Raw genomic sequence first — 14,737 nt, 5'->3', positions numbered from 1 at the left:
CACCCATGGGTACACCCTTGGGAATGGTTTGTTGTGGAAGCGCTTCCGAAACTTTCCTCATTTGGTGGTTTTCGCCAGGGCTCCAACTCGGCGATAAACCCGCTCTGTGATGTCGCCCTTGGTATGGCCGAGCAGCAGATTGGCGTGGTCAACATCGGTGATTTCCGAGGCTGCCTTCGGGCGAATGTCGCGGAACTGGAATTGGCTGATCCGGCCGGCCAGTACTTGGTCACCAGCGGCAGCTGCTTCCTTCACAGCTTCCTCCCGAGCATCGTCCCATCGATGGCGCAACATCGGTGCCGTAACACGTTTGCCGTTATCAGTGAGCAGTAGATATGGCGATGCATTAGCGAAAGTTCGCGAGATTCAGCGACGCTGGCGCGGCGTATCACGGTACGAGTCGCACCACCGTTCCCACGCCCGTTTCGGCTAGTTATTTCTGAAGGCTCTCTTACGGCTGGATCTACAGCAGGTACAAAGGAGGGGGCCGTATGCCCGCAGTGTCAGGTTCTAGGACACTGCTTTTCGTTTAGTGCCTAATCTGCTAGCCAGTCACTTTCCTTGAAGCACCAGAGCCAGTTCGCGCCGAATTTTTCCATGCTTCTCTTCTGCGTAGAGGGGAGCCGATTCCCAGTCGTAAAACCATGCGGGCATTCTGCGTTTTTCATCCGGCTCATTCGCATAGCGAGGAAATAGGTGGCAGTGCAGCTCGGGCTCGGAGTTTCCAAGGATTTCATAGTTGATCCGCAGGGCTCCAGTGACCTGCAGCAGCGCATCTCCAAGTCGTGCCATGTCGAGGAGGTAAGCCGCCCTGGATTCTGAGTCCAGATCGTTCAGGCTGGGTACCACAGGGTCAGGCAGCAAGAGGCAATAGCCTTCAAGAAACTGCACATCGCCCATCACCGCCCAGCCTGATTGCATTCTGCAGATTACTTTGTCGTTAGCGCCGTTACTCGCCAGTTCCACACGTTGTGTGATCAGAGACATTTGTTCAGTCCACAATAAAGAGTTTGGCTCCGGTAGACGTCGATGACCGGTGCGCCTCCGCATTGTCCCCCACTTGATAGCTCATGCCCGGCTGCAGGGTGAAAGTCCGACCATCCTCCAGTTCAGTGTCCAGCCGACCTTCCAGGCAGAACAGAATATGCCCCTTCCGGCACCAATGATCGGCCACATATCCTGGGGTGTACTCAACCCATCGAACCCGAACTTCCCCAAACAGACAGGTACGCCAGTACGCGGTCCCGGTCTCGCCTGGATAAGCGACAGGATCGATTTTTGACCAGTCCGTGGTGCCAAACGGGATTGCTGTCAGTTCCATGACAACCTCGTAGAAACAGTGAGGCCTGAACCGTACCGATGAAATCGCTCTGCCGATAGGCACAGACCGCTGGGAATTTGCACATACAGACAGCCCAGCGAACCAGTCTCAGAGGCCAATCTGCTTCAAAACCGCCGCCACAATCGCTTCCGGCCTGTCTTCCTGCATCAGGTGGCCCGAGTTCTCCACTCGGGCGCAGGGCTCTTGGGAAATAAGCCCAGCAAGACGTTCCCCTTGGGAATAGGGAACCCAGGCGTCCTCCGCGCCCCAGAGTACCGACACGGGGCAATCCAGCTTCCCGTAGAGCGGTTCAATTTCCTCGGTATAGACCTGATCCATCTGTGCGATCTGTCGGTAAAAGGCCGCCTGGCCAATCGGCCCCAGCCATGGTGCGCTGTAAACCTGCAGGGCTTCGTCACTGAGGGGATTGGCCGCAGAGGTTTGCAGATAAGCGGCCAGCAGTGCGCGGTGCATGTAGTCAGGCATCCCGGAAAAAGCGGCCTCATGTTGACGAACATGCTGGACAAACGCAGAGCCCCAGGGTGCCAGGGCTACCGCATCGAAAAGGGTGAGGGACGCAAAGCGCAGACCGTTCAGGTAATACGCTCGCAGCGCTGTTGCACCGCCAAAATCATGGGCCAGGATGTCAGGGCGCTCGATGCCCCATTCCTCGAAAAGCGCAGCCATGACGTTGTTCTGAATCGCCAGTGAAACGTCCTGGCCTTCCCGCATTTCAGACAGCCCATAGCCAACCAGGTCGAAGTAATACACGGTTCTGCGGTCAGTGAGGTGCGGTATGACGCGCCTCCAGACCTGCGAAGAGAAAGGGGTGCCATGGATCGCGACCAGCGGCGCGCCTGTGCCCATTTTCCCCCATCTGACGGTGTTGCCTTCGATGCTCGATGCGTAGGGTAAATCCAACATGGCTCGCCTCATCTAATCAAAGATTCTCCAACGCCCGTGCAAACCCACCCTGCTCGGCATCGCTCCGTGTAGCAGGGTAGGCCTCCATGGCCCAAGTAATCAGAACTGGTAGCCAACTCCAGCGTAATACCCCCAGCCATCGGACCGACCGCGGAAATCGCCGTCGCCGAAATTCAGCTGGCTGCCGTCCTGCCAGTTGCCGCCATTGTGGAAATGACGGCCCACCAGGGTGAAGCGCAGGTGGGTGAAGGCGTACAGCAACACGTTGGTGGATACCGTGGCATTGGCCGTGCGGTTGGGGTTGTCCTTGTGCAGGTCCGAGCCGAAATCGAAGTTGGTGAAACCGATATAGGTCAGCGAGGCGCCGTTGTCGAACTTGCCGAGGGGCACGATGTACTTGAGCTGGGCCCGGTAACCGTCCCACGAATACTCGTTGCTGGCGCCATAGTTTTCCCACTGATAGCGGCCGTAGAAGTTGGCCGACAGGTTGACCCGCGAATGGGTGTCGATGTCGGTGCCCAGGCCGCTGAAGAGGGTATTGGCACGGTTGGCGCTGTTGCTGCCGTGGTCGTAGATCCAGTCGAAGGCTACGTACCACTCCTTGAACGGGCCGACGGCCAGGCTGCGTCCGGCCAGGTAGTCGATGGAGATCCGCGGCTCATGCTCCATGAACAGCGGTGAACCGTGGTCCCACGCGCCTTTGTCATGGCTGTTGCCGATGTCGAGGATCTTCGGGATGTCGATGTAGCCGTACAGCTCGAACGGCCCCTTGCGGCCGAAGTACTCGTATTCGAGGTAGATATCGTCGACAGGGCGAGGGCCGAAACTGATGTCCTTGGTGCCGATCAGGGTGAAGTTCTGGTTGTACCAGTCCGACAGGTAGGGGCCCGATTTGGCCGGAGCGGCGGCCGGGCTCAAGGTCTCGCCCTGGGCCGACTCGCTGGGGGAAATATCCTGGGCCTGGGTGGTGACGCTGAGTAGTCCCGTAACAGCGCCCAGTAGCAGTTTGGCAGGCAGGCAGAAGCGGGCCGTTGCGGGTAAAGACGGTCGGTGCATTGAAAATCCTTGTTCATGCAGTGGTAAGCCCCTGGTGGGGCGATGTGTCGAGAGCTGCAGTGATTGTTCGCTCAATGGCTCGAAGCAAACGTTTGCATAGTCTGTACCAAATCACCCGAGGTCGTTGAAATAAAAGCCGATTCGGCGTTTGAGCTGATCATTGGGTTAGAAAAACGCCCTGAAATCGGGCATGGCGCGTGCGCATGAGCGAATGGAGGGGCCTGATCTCCCGGCGTCGCAACAATCCGTTCGATTGAAATAATCCAGCAAAAAATGGGTTCTAGGATGGCCGCCGCCCATGGAGGGTATGTGTGCCCAAGGACGAAACGAGTAGGCCGAGGCCGCGCTGGGCCTCGCTTGCCGCCAGGGAGGGTATCCATGACAGGGATGCCCCACGGTTTCGGCTGTGGGGCAGTTTCCCGAACCGTCCGAGCCCTGGCCGGGCCGCTGGTGTGTTGCACCATTTGAGTCTCGCAAGGAGAACGCAGGATGAGATCGACCATGATCAAGAGGCTGCACCTGGGGGCACTGAGTGTTCTATTGGCGGTCTCGACAGAGTCCGTCGCGCAGACGGTTGTCCAGGCACCGGCAGGACCGGTCCAGGGTGTCGTCATCGACAACGTGACCGCCTACAAGGGCTTGCCCTACGCCCAGGCGCCGGTCGGTCTGCTGCGCTGGCGGGCGCCGGTTGCGCTGGCGGCCTGGACGCAGACGCGTGTCGCGGACGATTTCGCCGCCGCTTGCCCCCAGCCAAGGCAGGCCTCCCCGGGCATCTACAGCTCAGAGCTGCCCGAGATGTCCGAGGACTGCCTGTATCTCAACATCTGGACGCCGGCGAAGGTCGAGAAGGCGCCGGTCATGGTCTGGATCCATGGCGGCAGCCTGATGACGGGTGCCGGCAGCGACGGCCGCTTTGATGGTGCGGCGCTGGCTGCCCAGGGCGTGGTTGTGGTGACGATCAACTACCGTCTCGGCGTGTTGGGCTACCTGGCCCACCCTGAATTGAGCGCCGAGAACCTTGAGGGTATTTCGGGCAACTATGGCTTGCTGGATCAGGTCCAGGCGCTGAAATGGGTGCGTGACAACATCGCGGCGTTTGGCGGCGATCCATCCAATGTAAGCATCGCGGGGGAATCCGCAGGTGGTCTCAGCGTGCTCTACCTGATGGCTTCGCCCCAGGCGCGAGGGCTGTTTGACAAGGCTGTGGCGCAGAGCGCCTACATGATCTCCACGCCTGAGTTGCAACGCTCCAGCCATGGCGATGTACCGGCGCAGGAGAGCGGCCGGCGATTGGCGCAGCGCCTGAAGCTGGATATCGCGGGCCTGCGCAAGATGGAGGCAATGGCGCTGGTCAGGGCTGCCGAGGCGATCCGCTTCATGCCGTCGGGGACTGTCGATGGCAAGATTCTGCCGCGCCAACTGGTCGATACCTTCAACCGCGGCGAGCAGGCACCGGTACCGCTGCTGGCGGGCTTCAATGACGGCGAAATCCGCTCGTTGCCGTTCCTGGCGCCGTCGGCTCCGGCTACTGCGCAGGCGTATGAAGCCACCATTCGAGCACGCTATGGGGACCTTGCCGATGCGTTCCTGCGTCAGCATCCGTCATCCGCGATGACAGAAAGTGTCCAGACCGCCGTTCGGGACGCCATGTACGGCTGGACGGCCGAGAAGCTGGTGCGCAAACAGACCGAACTCGGCCAGCCTGCCTACTTCTATTACTTCGATCACGCTTACCGCGCGACCAACGAAGCCAAGCTTCACGCGTTCCATGCGGCGGAAATCCCCTACATTTTCGCTACCTTCGACCGTACGCCGGCCGCTTGGCCGCGCCCTCCGCTAACCCTTGGCGAAGCGCGCTTCAGCGAAGCCATGAGCCAATACTGGGGCTCGTTCATCCGCACGGGCCAGCCGCGGGCCGAGGGGCAGGCGCACTGGCTGCCCTATGGGCAAGACCGCAACTACCTTGCTTTTGAAGACGTTCCGCGAGCAGGCCGACATCTGGCGCAGGGCATGTTCGAGTTGAACGATGAGGTGGTGTGCCGTCGCTTCAATGAGGGCGGCGTACCCTGGAACTGGAACGTTGGTCTGCGAGCGCCTTCGGCAATGCCGCCTGGCTGTTGACCCTGCTTCGGGGCTGGGCGATGGGGAGCGCGGAGCACCGCATACCCATCGCCATTTGCCGGGCATCACTTCACTGCAACGTCTCGGGCTTCCTCCCCTGGGAAGCCTCCTTCAATCCCTGTTCCATCCGCCCGATTACCTGCGCCAGTATCGCCGCTCTTTCCAGCTCTCCTGACGCCTTCATCCGGGCATGATCCTTTCGCAGGTTCAACAGGCATTTTTGCAGTCCAAGTGCCGAGCTGTCGTAGTTGTCCATGCTGTACTCGTTGGTCGTGGGCATCCGTGCCGTTGTAAGAAAGGCTCGACGGTATCAGGTCAATTCTCCGGCCAATACTGATTATTCATACACCGGCTCACAATCCCGTGGATACGTCCTACAGCGACAAAAGAGGCGTCTTACAGGATGGCTTGGGTGACTGTTTCGGGATGCTTCCGTTCATTCTGCGGCAGGCCCCGAAATACAAGGCCTGCCGCGCAAAAGACCGGTCGTAGCGATAATCCGTGCATCCCGGCACCCGACACGCGCCACTGAAACGATATGTTGCAATTGCCGTTACAGATGGTCCGCATCCACCACCGCCTTGACGAACGCCTCAGGCGCTTCCTGCGGCAGGTTGTGGCCGATCCCACCGCTCACCAGGCGATAGGCATACTTGCCGGTGAAGCGCTTGGCATAGGCCTCGGCCGGAGGATGCGGCGCACCGTTGGCATCGCCTTCGAGGGCAATGGTTGGCACGCCTATGCTGGGGAACTTGGCCAGCCTGGCCTCCAGCGGGTCGTAGCGGGTCTCGCCTTGAGCCAGACCAAGCCGCCAACGGTAGTTGTGCACGGTGATGGCGACCTGGTCGGGGTTGTCCAGCGCCTTGGCGCTGCGTTCGAAAGTGGTGTCGTCGAACGCCCACTGCGGTGAGGCGGTCTGCCAGATCAGGCGGGCGAAGGCGTGGCGATTACTGTCGTAGCCGGCGCGGCCGCGTTCGGTGGCGAAATAGTACTGGTACCACCACTGCAACTCGGCACTGGGCGGCAGCGGGGCCTTGGCGGCTTCCTGGCTGCTGATCAGGTAGCCGCTGACCGTCACCAGCGCCTTGACCCGCTCGGGCCACAGCGCCGAGACGATATCGGCGGTGCGCGCGCCCCAGTCGAAACCGCCGAGCACGGCACGCTTGATCTGCAACGCGTCCATGAAGGCAATCACGTCGCTGGCCAGGGCGGCCGGCTGACCGTTGCGCGGGGTTTTCTCGGAGAGGAAGCGGGTGTCGCCGTAGCCACGGGCGTAGGGCACCAGTACGCGGTAGCCCTGGGCGGCGAGTTTCGGCGCCACCTGCTCGTAGCTGTGAATGTCGTAGGGCCAGCCGTGCAGGAGGATCACCACTGGACCATTGGCAGGGCCCTGTTCGACGTAGGCCACGTCCAGATCGCCAGACTGGACATGCTTGAGCGGGCCGAAGGTGGAGGCCTGGCGGGATGTCGCAGGCGTGCTGGTTTCCTCGGCCTGGCCTGGAGCGGCGGCCAGCAGGGCCAGTGGCAGCAGGGCGCAGGCAAGCAGGGCTGGGCGGTTGAGGCGGTTGGCGGTGGCGAACATGGTGCATCTCCTTGGCGGGCCATCGGTGTGGGCTGGATGGCGTGTAGTTAAGGAGATGGCTGTGTCCGGGGTGTGTCGGGTACGGGTGCAGTAGGCGTTCGTGTGTATCGAGGGGCGACTGGTACACAGAAAGCTACAAAGCCGGGGCCGCGTTGCGGCCCATCGCCGGCAAGCCGGCTCCCACACCGACCGCGCCGCCCTCAGCCCAAGCGCCATCCCTGTGGGAGCTGGCTTGCCAGCGATGAGGCCATTACAAGCAACTCAAGACAGCTGCTCCCATAGACCGCGCCGCCCTCAGGCCAAGTGCCGTCGAGTGGGGCGATACAGGCTCAGTCTTGCTTGTTCGCTTGCATCTGCAACCACTGCACCACCTGCTCGGCGGCCGAGCCTGCCAGCGGTGCATGGCTGGCCAGCAAATGGAAGCCGGCGTCGCTGTGCAATTCATGGCCTTCCAGGGCCAGCACCAAGGTCCCGGCTTTGAGCGCGTTCTCCACCAGCAGGCGGGGCACCAGGGCGATGCCCATGCCTTGCTCGGCGGCCTCGATGGCGAGGATGGTCTGCGAGAACACCGGGCCGTTGAAGCGTGCGCCGGGCAAGGCGTAGTGGTCGAACCAGCGCTTCCAGTTGTTGTGGCTGTCGGAGATCAGCGGGTGTTGCGCAAGCTCCGCGGCTTGCCGCCAAGGGTGCTCGCCGCGCAACCCCGGCGCGCACACCGGCACCGCCATGCCGGGCAGCAGGGGCAGGGCGTAGGCCTCGGCGAAGGGCGGCGCTCCCCAGCGCACGGCCAGGTCCACCGCACCCTTGCCGCTCAGGGGGCGGGTACTGTCGGAGGCGTCGATCATCAGGGCCACCTGCGGATGCGCCTCGGCCAGGCGCCCCAGGCGCGGGATCAGCCAGCGGCTGGCGAAGGCGGGGGTGGTGCTGAGCAGGACCTGCTGCGGATCGCGCTGGTTGTCGCGCTCCAGCAGTTCGCCGGTGGCGTCCTCGATGATCTCCAGGGCCAGGCGCACGCGGGCCAGGTAGTCGGCGCCGTCCCGGTTGGGCCGCAGGCCGCGGGGCAGGCGCTCGAACAAGGGGCGGCCGAGCTTGTCTTCCAAGGTGCGTACCTGCTGGGCGACCGCGCCCGGCGTGACATGCAACTCGTCGGCGGCGGCGCGGAAGCTGCCCAGGCGGGCGGCGGCCTCGAAGGCCACCAGGTGATTGACGATGGCGGGGGCGTTGCGTCGCTTGGGCGCGCTCATCCAGTAGATTTCCTGCAGGCTGCTGCCAGTATTCGTGATTGGTGCGTTGAGCCGGATTCTGGCTTCATGGGCCCACTTGATCAACTCCCGGAAGGAGCGGCATATGTCTTCTCAGAAAGTGGCAATCATCACCGCAGGTGGCAGTGGCATGGGCGCGGAGGCTGCGCGGCGGCTGGCTGCCGACGGTTTCAGGGTGGCGATCCTGTCGTCCTCGGGCAAGGGCGAGGCCCTGGCGGCCGAGCTGGGCGGCATCGGTGTGACCGGTTCCAACCAGTCGGCAGAGGACCTGCAGCGTCTGGTCGATACCGTGATGCAGCAATGGGAGCGTATCGATGTGCTGGTCAACAGCGCCGGGCATGGCCCGCGTGCGCCGGTGCTCGAGCTCAGCGACGAGGACTGGCACCGGGGCATGGAGGTGTATTTCCTCAACGTGGTGCGACCGACCCGCCTGGTGACCCCGATCATGCAGCGGCAAAAAGGCGGGACCATCATCAATATCTCGACCTTCGCCACCTTCGAGCCAGATCCGGCGTTCCCGACTTCCGGCGTGTTCCGTGCCGGGCTCGCGGCCTTCACCAAACTGTTCGCCGACCGTTACGCGGCCGAGAACATCCGCATGAACAACGTGCTGCCAGGCTTTATCGACAGCCTGCCGGAGAAGGAGGAATTCCGTAGCCGGATTCCCATGGAGCGGTACGGCAAGGCCGAGGAAATCGCGGCCACTGTCAGCTTCCTTGCCTCCGAGGGCGCGGGTTACATCACCGGTCAGAACCTGCGGGTCGATGGGGGTATTACCCGTTCGGTGTAAGGGGTATGGCGAGCCTGTAGCAGGGCGGCGACTTCCGTTAGGATGTCGCCCCTGTTTCCCGCTATCCGGATTCCGCCCATGAGCACACCGACATTCCGCCAGGCCACCTACAGCGACGTGGATCGTTGCTACCAGATCGAGACCAGCGCCTACGAAGGCGACGAAGCCGCCACCCGGGAAAAGATCGCCACGCGCATCGTCCAGTACCCGGAAGGCTTTCTCGTGCTGGAAGCCGAGGGCCAGGTGATCGGCTTCATCAACAGCGGTTGCGCCGACCAGGTGGTGATGTCGGACGAGGCTTTCAAGGAACTGGTCGGGCATGATCCCCTGGCGCCCAATGTGGTGATCATGTCGGTGGTGCTTGACCCTGCGTACCAGGGCCAGGGCCATGCCAGCCGGTTGATGGCGCGCTTCGTCGCGCAGATGCGCGAGCGCGGCAAGGCCACCATCCACCTGATGTGCAAGGAGCGCCATGTCGGGTTGTACGAGAAGATGGGCTACGCCTATGTACGCCCGTCGGCTTCCGACCATGGCGGCATGGCCTGGCATGAAATGGTCATGGTGCTGTAGAGGCCCTTCGACTAGCATCGACGCTTTTCGCAGCCAGGGAGAGGCTTGTGAAGTACGTCGTGATCGAGACACACCGCAGTGAGTACCCTGCGCCCATCACTTTCGCCCGTGGCACGCTGCTGGAGATCGGCCAGCGCTACGAGGGCGACGAGCAGTGGCAGGACTGGTACCTGTGCAGTTGCCAGGGCCAGGCAGCAGGGTGGGTGCCAGCCCAGTTCATCGAACGGCTGGGCGTGGGCCGGGGCAGGGCGCTGGAAGCCTATTCGGCCCATGAACTGGACGTCGACCCCGGCCAGCAGCTCGATAGCCTGCGCCCCTTGAATGGCTGGGCCTGGTGCCGCCGGGTGAGCAATGGCGAGCTCGGCTGGGTGCCGCTGGCCAAGCTGCGCGCGCTGGCGTGATCAGCCTGCGGCCAGCACCGCCGCACTGTCCAGAACGCGCGCATAGTCCATGGCCAGGTTGCTCAGGGCCAGGGCATGGACATCCTCCGCCGGCCACAGCCGGCCTTGCAGATCATGCTGGTCGAAGGTGTAGCAGGCGTCGCCCACCACCACCGTTGCGAACCCCAGGTTGCCCGCCGAGCGTGCGCTCGACTCCACCGAGTTGTTGGTGATCACGCCGGTGATGACCAGTTGCTGGATGCCGCGCTGGTGCAGCCAGTGTTCCAGGCCGCTGTTGCAGAAAGCGTCGGGCAGGTGTTTTTCAAACACGGCCTCGTGCGCCTGCGGGGTGAAGGCGGGCTGGAACTCGCAGCCGGGCTGACCTGGCCGGAACACCGAATTCGGATCGCGGGAAATATGGCGCACGTGCACCACCGGGCGCGTGCTCGCGCGCCAAAAGGCGAGCAGTTCGCTGATGCGCTGTTCGGCTTCGGGGTTGTTGCGACGGCCCAGGCGAGGTTGGTTGATGCCGTTCTGCATGTCGATGATCAGCAGGGCGGTATTGCTGGCGAGCGCGGTCATCTGCGGTGGTTCTCCTTGTCTGGGCTTTGGACCGTAGCACAAATGTGCTGCCTGCGCGGATGTATGGCGGGCTTGCCCCTTGATGGTCGATTACCATCTGATCCGCTTTTTTTCCACGAACCTGAATCTGTAACCGTATCAGCCATTGCCGGACAATACGCCCAGGCCCAGCCTTCCAATCCGGTGTGCGCTGGGCAGGCTGCCCCGCTGCACTACCGCAGCGGCCAGCCCCGCCGTTACGTCATCACACTGTAGAGGTTCCGATGGGCAAGCTCGCGCTGTTTCTGGGTGGTTTTCTGCTGCTGACTATCATGATTGGCCTGCTGGGCACCATTCCGCCAAGCTGAGCCGCAACTTTTTCCTGTCCCGGCCCGCCTGGCGCAATGGCGGGCCAGACTCTTTCCTCCCGGTTTCCCCGCCGAATGCCGCAGTCGTCTAGACAAGCGGTAGCTGCAAGTCGTTCTCAAGTGCAAGTCGCTCGTGTAATCTCCCGCCCCCAATCCCAGGGCCCGGGCACACGGGCCATTCACTTGCCTTGGAGACAATACACACTATGGAATGCAAGAAAGGCACTGCAGCGATGCTGGAGTGGCGCGGTCGTTTTCTCGGCGAGGGCATCCTCCACGAAGAGGACTACGATCAGGCACTGCGCCGTGCCGAAGAGTTGGAGCGTTCCGGTGTGATCAGCGCAAGCGAATGGATCGAGTTGGTCAAGCTGGCCAACGTGGCCTTGCTGCGTTTGTAATTTTTCCTTCAAGCCTTGCGGAAACTGTCCACAAAAATCGTGGGTAGGTCTGTGGATAAAACGCTACAGGCCAGTATTGGCAGGCACTCTGTTAGATTGAGCAGAAATTGAGCAGCCCTGTTCAGGGCTGTTCCCACAGGCGCGGATGGGCATCGCGCAGGGCCTGCAGCAGCTCGCGAGCCCGCGCCGGTAGGTCGCCGGCGGGGTATACGGCATGCATCTGCGGGTCGTGCCCGGTGCTGGACGTCAGGTGAAAATCGGGGCAGACCCGCACCAGCCGTCCGGCGCGTACCTCCGGTTCCCCCAGCCAATCAGCCAGCCGCGCGATGCCGGCACCCGCCAGGGTGCTTTGCAGTACCGCCACCCCCGAACCCAGGCGCAGCCGCGGCCGTGGGCGCAGGCTGGAGATGCGCCCGTCCTTGCTGAAATGCCAGGCCTTGAGGATGCGCGGCGCGGTGTGCAGGATCAGTGCATGCCGTTCCAGGTCTTCCAGCCCCTGGGGCGTGCCGGCCTGCACCAGGTACTCGGGACTGGCGTACAGGTGGCGGCGGTAATGCCATAGCGGGTAGCCGATCAGTTCGCTGGACTGTGGGAAGGCTCCGCGGATCACGAAGTCCAGCTTGCCTTGCAGCGGATCCAGAGCCTGGTCGCTGTACTGCACGTCCAGGGTGACATGGGGGTGGCGACGAGAGAACTCGGCCAGCACTCCCGGTAATATCTGCTGGGCCAGTACCTCGGGCGCGGCCAGGCGGATCCAGCCCTTGGCGTTGCCGGTCAGCGCGGCCAACTCGTCGGCGGCATCCCGTTGCACATCCAGCAAGCGTTCGGCGTGGGGCAGCAGACGCTCGCCGGCCTCGGTCAATGACACGGCGCTGGCGCTGCGGTTGAACAGCTTGGCGCCGCTGTTGTCCTCCAGCGCCTGCACGGCACGTGTTACCGCGCTGGGCGAGCGGCCCAGGGCACGGGCGGCGCTGACAAAGCTGCGCTTGTGCGCAACGCTGACGAACGCTTGTATTTCACGCAGCATGTCTAGCGCCATGGAGGGATTCCTCGTTGCAGTTTTCGCAATATGGCATTTCAACACAAGCGCGGCGCTTTGATTAGTCTGGCAGCCTGTTTTGTGCCGCCTGGACCTTCGAGATGATGGATATTGCCCTGCTTTCGCTGTTTGCCTTCGCCGCTGGCCTGATCGACGCTGCCGTCGGTGGCGGCGGGCTGATCCAGATTCCCGCGCTGTTCAACGTGCTGCCTAACGCCCAGCCGGCGGCGCTGCTGGGCAGCAACAAGCTGGCCTCGGTGTGCGGTACCACGTTCGCGGCGCGCTCGTTCATCCGCAAGGTCAAACTGGATTGGGGGTTGATCGTGCCAGCGGCGCTGAGCGCCTTCGTGATGTCGTTCTTCGGCGCGGCCACCGTGTCCCTGGTGCCGGCAAGCGTGATGCGGCCGATGGTGCTGGTGCTGATCGTGCTGATGGCCATCTACACCTTTTGCAAGAAGGATTTCGGCACCCTGCACAAACCCATGGCCATCGGCCGCAAGGAACAGTGCCTGGCGGTGCTGATCGGTGGCGCCATCGGCTTTTATGACGGGCTGTTCGGGCCGGGCACCGGCAGTTTCCTGATCTTCCTGTTCATCCGTTTCTTCGCCCTGGATTTCCTGCATGCCTCGGCCTCGGCGAAGCTGGTCAACATCGCCACCAACCTGGCCGCGCTGGTGTTCTTCATTCCGTCGGGCAATGTGCTGTGGGCCATCGCGCTGCCGATGGCGCTGTTCAATGTCCTTGGCGCGCTGACCGGTACCTGGCTGGCGGTGCGCAAGGGCGCGGGGTTCGTGCGGGGGCTGTTCCTGGTGCTGCTGTGCGTGCTGATCGCCAAGCTGAGCTGGGACCTGCTGGCAGGTTGACTCACACCACCTGGCGCTGCCCGTCGGCCTGTTCGACGCGGTTGCGGCCCTGGGCCTTGGCCCGGTAGAGCGCCTGGTCGGCGCTGGCCAGCAGCTCGTCGAGGCTGGGTGCCGGGGTGTCGGCGGCGCAGCCGCTCACACCGATGCTCACGGTGATCCGCAGCGGCTGCCCGGGCTGCGCGATGTGCTGGTCCTGCACCGCCCGGCGCAGGCGCTCGGCGGTGAACCTGGCCAGCTCCGGCGCCAGCCCCGGCACGACGATGACGAACTCCTCGCCGCCCAGGCGGGCGAACAGCTCACCGTCGTGCAACTGGTCTTGCAGGGTCGTGGCGAACTGGCGCAGCACCTGGTCGCCGACAGCGTGGCCATGCTGGTCGTTGATGGTCTTGAAGTGGTCGATGTCGAGCATCATCAAGGTCAGCGGCGCTTGCTGGCGGTTGTCGAGCAGGGCGTGGGCACGGCGGATGAAGGCGCTGCGGCTGAGGGTGCCGGTCAGGTGGTCAATGGTCGCCTGGTGCGCCAGGCGCGCCATCAGGCTGCGGTTGGCGCTGCTGACGCAGGCCAGCACCAGCGGGCCGAGCACCAGCATGGCGATGCCCAGGCGCGCAGACATCAAGGTGGTGACCCCCGACTCGCTCTGCGGGATGTTGAAGTGCATGAGGTTCTGCGCCACGGCGACGATCAACGTGCTGCCCGCGGTAAGGGCCAGCAGCGAGACGAGGAAGGGCGAATAGCTCAGCGCGCACCACAGCAGCGCGGCAATCGGGAAGGCGATGGCGCCGGGCCCGCCGAAGACGATACTGACGCTCAGCGAGGCCAGCAGCACCAGCAACGGCGCCAGCCGCACCGTTTGCCCGGTACTGCCGGGGCGGGTCAGGGCCCTGGGCGATGGCGCGGTAAGCAGCACCGGCAGGACCAGCACGCTGGTGGAGAACTGTTCGCTGAACCAGGCCAGCCAGGTGGCGCGCAGCGATTGCTCGAACCACGGCGCGGCCATCACGCAGGCCAGGCTCGCGGCGACCATCGCGCCGACGGCGCAGGCGCCGAACAAGTACAAGGTGCCATGCGGGGTGCGCAGGCGACGATGCACGCGTGGCAGGCGGGCCATCAGGTACCAGATGGTGGCGATGGCGCCGAGGTTGCACAGGTTGAACCACAGGGCCGGGCGCCAAGCGCTGCCGCAAGCCAGGTCGGCAGCGACCATGGCCAGGTAGACCAGGACGAAGCCGGCGGGGGTGGCCTGGCGCGGGTTGCGCAGCAGCACGCCGGCGAGCACCGCGTTCACCGGCCAGAACAGCGACAGTGATTCGATCGGGCGGGCGAGGATGCCGCCCAGGGTCAGCGCCAGGGTCAAGCCGAACAGGATCAGCGGGGGCAGCAGGCGCGACGGAACTGGAAACACCATGGGCTCGACCGGCAAGCGAAGACAGAATCCAGGAAAACGGCTGTAGGCACCTGGGACGATGTCATGCCAGTGTCTTTCAACTGGTCAATTGATGTCAATT

The 14,737-nt window shown here is 63.3% G+C and carries 17 protein-coding genes; 6 read left to right on the top strand and 11 right to left on the bottom strand.

Annotation, left to right across the window (positions count from 1 at the left end; all coding sequences use genetic code 11):
- Nucleotides 1-57: 57 nt before the first annotated feature.
- From AAHK21_RS03240 to AAHK21_RS03220, 5 genes are all read right to left on the bottom strand, one after another.
- Nucleotides 58-255 (bottom strand): hypothetical protein, encoded by a 198-nt coding sequence (locus AAHK21_RS03240; RefSeq protein WP_367856403.1) that lies wholly within the window; start codon nucleotides 253-255, stop codon nucleotides 58-60.
- Between the two features lie 297 nt (nucleotides 256-552).
- Entirely contained in the window at nucleotides 553-987 is a 435-nt protein-coding gene (locus AAHK21_RS03235; protein ID WP_367856402.1) for an HIT family protein, read from the bottom strand.
- A gap of 4 nt (nucleotides 988-991) precedes the next feature.
- Nucleotides 992-1,321 (bottom strand): DHCW motif cupin fold protein, encoded by a 330-nt coding sequence (locus AAHK21_RS03230; RefSeq protein ID WP_367856401.1) that lies wholly within the window; start codon nucleotides 1,319-1,321, stop codon nucleotides 992-994.
- Nucleotides 1,322-1,429: 108 nt separating this feature from the next.
- On the bottom strand, nucleotides 1,430-2,245 hold the full coding sequence (locus tag AAHK21_RS03225; protein ID WP_367856400.1) for an alpha/beta fold hydrolase: 816 nt from the start codon (nucleotides 2,243-2,245) through the stop codon (nucleotides 1,430-1,432).
- Between the two features lie 99 nt (nucleotides 2,246-2,344).
- Entirely contained in the window at nucleotides 2,345-3,301 is a 957-nt protein-coding gene (locus AAHK21_RS03220) for a nucleoside-specific channel-forming protein Tsx (RefSeq protein ID WP_367856399.1), read from the bottom strand.
- Between the two features lie 501 nt (nucleotides 3,302-3,802).
- Here AAHK21_RS03220 and AAHK21_RS03215 point away from each other — a divergent pair.
- Nucleotides 3,803-5,422: a carboxylesterase/lipase family protein gene (locus AAHK21_RS03215; protein ID WP_367856398.1), complete on the top strand. Its 1,620-nt coding sequence runs from the start codon at nucleotides 3,803-3,805 to the stop codon at nucleotides 5,420-5,422.
- Between the two features lie 70 nt (nucleotides 5,423-5,492).
- Here AAHK21_RS03215 and AAHK21_RS03210 read toward each other — a convergent pair whose 3' ends face one another.
- The 3 genes from AAHK21_RS03210 to AAHK21_RS03200 all read right to left on the bottom strand — a co-directional run bounded on the left by AAHK21_RS03210 (nucleotide 5,493) and on the right by AAHK21_RS03200 (nucleotide 8,245).
- Entirely contained in the window at nucleotides 5,493-5,678 is a 186-nt protein-coding gene (locus AAHK21_RS03210; RefSeq protein WP_046856083.1) for a hypothetical protein, read from the bottom strand.
- 297 nt (nucleotides 5,679-5,975) lie between these two features.
- On the bottom strand, nucleotides 5,976-7,004 hold the full coding sequence (locus tag AAHK21_RS03205) for an alpha/beta fold hydrolase (RefSeq protein ID WP_367856397.1): 1,029 nt from the start codon (nucleotides 7,002-7,004) through the stop codon (nucleotides 5,976-5,978).
- 329 nt (nucleotides 7,005-7,333) lie between these two features.
- Complete coding sequence (locus AAHK21_RS03200) at nucleotides 7,334-8,245, bottom strand: LysR substrate-binding domain-containing protein (protein WP_367856396.1); 912 nt, start codon at nucleotides 8,243-8,245, stop codon at nucleotides 7,334-7,336.
- A gap of 103 nt (nucleotides 8,246-8,348) precedes the next feature.
- Between AAHK21_RS03200 and AAHK21_RS03195 the strand changes: the two genes are divergently transcribed.
- The 3 genes from AAHK21_RS03195 to AAHK21_RS03185 all read left to right on the top strand — a co-directional run bounded on the left by AAHK21_RS03195 (nucleotide 8,349) and on the right by AAHK21_RS03185 (nucleotide 10,024).
- Nucleotides 8,349-9,053 (top strand): SDR family oxidoreductase, encoded by a 705-nt coding sequence (locus tag AAHK21_RS03195; protein ID WP_367856395.1) that lies wholly within the window; start codon nucleotides 8,349-8,351, stop codon nucleotides 9,051-9,053.
- A 78-nt stretch (nucleotides 9,054-9,131) separates the two neighbouring features.
- Complete coding sequence (locus AAHK21_RS03190; protein ID WP_367856394.1) at nucleotides 9,132-9,623, top strand: GNAT family N-acetyltransferase; 492 nt, start codon at nucleotides 9,132-9,134, stop codon at nucleotides 9,621-9,623.
- A 47-nt stretch (nucleotides 9,624-9,670) separates the two neighbouring features.
- Nucleotides 9,671-10,024, top strand: coding sequence for an SH3 domain-containing protein (locus AAHK21_RS03185; RefSeq protein ID WP_367856393.1), 354 nt, complete (start codon nucleotides 9,671-9,673; stop codon nucleotides 10,022-10,024).
- Here the strand turns inward: AAHK21_RS03185 and AAHK21_RS03180 are convergent, their stop codons facing one another.
- The gene (locus tag AAHK21_RS03180; protein WP_367856392.1) at nucleotides 10,025-10,585 is read right to left on the bottom strand and encodes a cysteine hydrolase family protein; all 561 of its coding nucleotides are present in this window, start codon (nucleotides 10,583-10,585) and stop codon (nucleotides 10,025-10,027) included.
- 553 nt (nucleotides 10,586-11,138) lie between these two features.
- Here AAHK21_RS03180 and AAHK21_RS03175 point away from each other — a divergent pair.
- Nucleotides 11,139-11,330 (top strand): hypothetical protein, encoded by a 192-nt coding sequence (locus AAHK21_RS03175; protein ID WP_031315428.1) that lies wholly within the window; start codon nucleotides 11,139-11,141, stop codon nucleotides 11,328-11,330.
- Between the two features lie 121 nt (nucleotides 11,331-11,451).
- Here the strand turns inward: AAHK21_RS03175 and AAHK21_RS03170 are convergent, their stop codons facing one another.
- A complete protein-coding gene (locus AAHK21_RS03170; RefSeq protein WP_367856391.1) occupies nucleotides 11,452-12,369 on the bottom strand; it encodes a LysR substrate-binding domain-containing protein in 918 nt (305 codons plus the stop codon).
- 101 nt (nucleotides 12,370-12,470) lie between these two features.
- Between AAHK21_RS03170 and AAHK21_RS03165 the strand changes: the two genes are divergently transcribed.
- The gene (locus tag AAHK21_RS03165; protein WP_277503450.1) at nucleotides 12,471-13,232 is read left to right on the top strand and encodes a TSUP family transporter; all 762 of its coding nucleotides are present in this window, start codon (nucleotides 12,471-12,473) and stop codon (nucleotides 13,230-13,232) included.
- A 1-nt stretch (nucleotide 13,233) separates the two neighbouring features.
- Here the strand turns inward: AAHK21_RS03165 and AAHK21_RS03160 are convergent, their stop codons facing one another.
- The gene (locus AAHK21_RS03160) at nucleotides 13,234-14,652 is read right to left on the bottom strand and encodes a diguanylate cyclase (protein WP_367856390.1); all 1,419 of its coding nucleotides are present in this window, start codon (nucleotides 14,650-14,652) and stop codon (nucleotides 13,234-13,236) included.
- Nucleotides 14,653-14,737: the final 85 nt, after the last annotated feature.

It is taken from the genome of Pseudomonas sp. TE50-2, assembly GCF_040813665.1.
In the GTDB taxonomy this organism is placed as follows: domain Bacteria; phylum Pseudomonadota; class Gammaproteobacteria; order Pseudomonadales; family Pseudomonadaceae; genus Aquipseudomonas; species Aquipseudomonas soli.
This window is presented reverse-complemented; position numbering and strand designations above follow the sequence as displayed.